At 51.2% G+C, this 2,052-nt stretch carries 1 protein-coding gene; it reads right to left on the reverse strand.

The window, feature by feature from the left end:
- Positions 1–34: 34 nt before the first annotated feature.
- Positions 35–1,897 carry a 3D-(3,5/4)-trihydroxycyclohexane-1,2-dione acylhydrolase (decyclizing) gene (gene iolD, locus LIN78_RS17930; protein ID WP_227182256.1) on the reverse strand — a complete coding sequence of 621 codons (1,863 nt, stop codon included), beginning with the start codon at positions 1,895–1,897 and terminating at the stop codon, positions 35–37.
- Positions 1,898–2,052: the final 155 nt, after the last annotated feature.

A 2,052-nucleotide genomic window follows, 5' to 3' on the forward strand; every position in this document is an offset into this window, starting at 1 on the left:
TGGTGTATTGATCACCAGTTCGATGTTTGTAGGTTTACTTCTTCTGACTACGCTTAATTTCGTCGTATTCTTTGCGGGTTTCGCGTACACGTTGGCTTTCTGATACTTCAGGGATACCCACTTCCCACCAAGCGCCCCCTGCTTCCGTCACGCGACGGTCATCGGTATCGATCACAATCACGTAGGTACGGTCAGCGGCACGAGCACGTTGTAGGGCTTCTTCGAGACCTGCTATGTTTGGTACGTGTTCAGCAATCGCACCTAGTGCTTCTGCATGTTTGGCGAAATCGACTTTCGGGAAGCCGTGTTGGCCCACCAAGCAGTCTCGCAACATGTTGTTAAAGGGTTCGCTGCCGCTTTTTACTTGCAGACGGCTAATACATCCGTAGCCGCTGTTGTCTTGTACGACGATGATCAGTTTGTGGTCGAGCATCACTGACGTGGCGATTTCTGAGTTCATCATGAGATAAGAACCATCGCCCACCATCACGACGACTTCTTTGTCTGGACGAGCCATCTTGGCACCCAAGCCACCGGCAATTTCGTACCCCATGCAGGAGTAGCCGTATTCCATGTGGTAACCACCTGGGAAAGAGGTTCGCCATAGTTTGTGGAGTTCGGCAGGTAAGGTGCCTGCTGCACACACCACAATGTCAGTGTTGGTAGAGTTAGCACTGCGTTGTACCGCGCCAATCACTTCCCCATCGTATGGCAGGTAATCTGCTGAAGGTGGTTCGGTACGGCTAGTAATTGCCAGCACGGTTTCGCGCCATGCCTGGTTAAGTTGTTTGGCTTTGTTGGTCCAAGCACTATCGGCTTGCCAACTTCCTAGCCAATCGCTCATGGCGGTTAAGCCAAGCCCAGCATCTGCCAAGAATTCTTGAGCGCGCCATTTCACGGTGTCGAATGGATTCACATTCAGGCTAATGACTTTCGCTTGGGTAAATAGACTATTAGATGAGGTGGTAAAGTCTTGTAGACGCGTTCCTACCGCTAGAATTACATCCGCTTCGCGGGCGAGTTCGTTAGAAGCGGTAGATCCTGTTACCCCGACAGAGCCAGATAGCAAGGCGTGATCCCACGGTAAGGCGCTCTTCCCTGCTTGGGTTTCTCCGACAGGAATACCGTGTTTATCTGCAAAACGTTTCAGTTGCTCGGTCGCTTTGGCATATAACACACCACCACCAGAAATAATCATCGGGCGCTTTGCTGCTTTTAAAGTAGCGACGGCCGCTTCGAGTTCAGTCATTTCTGGCAACGGCGCACGGAAACGAATCACCCGTGGTGCAAAGAAGTCTTCAGGATAGTCGTATGCAGTCGCTTGAATATCCTGTGGCAGTGCCAACGTCACCGGACCGCAATTAACAGGGTCTGTCAGCGTGGCGATTGCACGTGGCAAGGCACTAAGCAATTGCGCTGGGTGAACGATACGATCGAAGTAGCGAGATACAGGTTTAAAACAATCATTTGCCGATACGCCACCATCACCAAAGTCTTCTACTTGCTGCAGTACTGGGTCTGGTAGACGATTCACAAAGTAATCCCCCGGCAGAATCAGTACGGGGAGTCGGTTTACGTGTGCTAAGGCAGCGGCCGTCACCACGTTGGTGGCACCTGGGCCGATACTGGTGCTCACGGCCATCATACGGCGTCGGAATTTACTCTTGGCGTAAGCAATCGCGGCGTGTGCCATGCCTTGTTCGTTATGCGCACGGAAGGTCGGAAACTGATCGCGATAACGGTAGAGTGCTTCACCAAAGCCTGCCACATTTCCGTGTCCAAAGATGGTAAAACAGCCAGCAAATAACGGCACTTGCACGCCATCTTCTTCGACGAACTGTGCAGCCAAGTAGCGGACCAGTGCTTGTGCCATGGTCAGGCGAATGGTTTGACTCATGATGTGTGTTTCCTGTTTATTGTTATGTGTACCGGTGTAGGTTGTGTTGGTTTGACGTTAGTAAATGCGTCTCATTATCTAATTCATTTGCTACACCGGTGATACGAACTTCGTAGCTAGCTTATCCGCGCCAAGCTTGGATCAAGGTCTTGAAG

The sequence above is a fragment of the Leeia speluncae genome, assembly GCF_020564625.1.
Lineage (GTDB): Bacteria > Pseudomonadota > Gammaproteobacteria > Burkholderiales > Leeiaceae > Leeia > Leeia speluncae.

Coding starts and splice junctions, on each gene's coding strand:
- iolD (WP_227182256.1), bottom strand. CDS start 1,897: ATGAGTCAAACCATTCGCCTGACCATGGCACAAGCACTGGTCCGCTAC.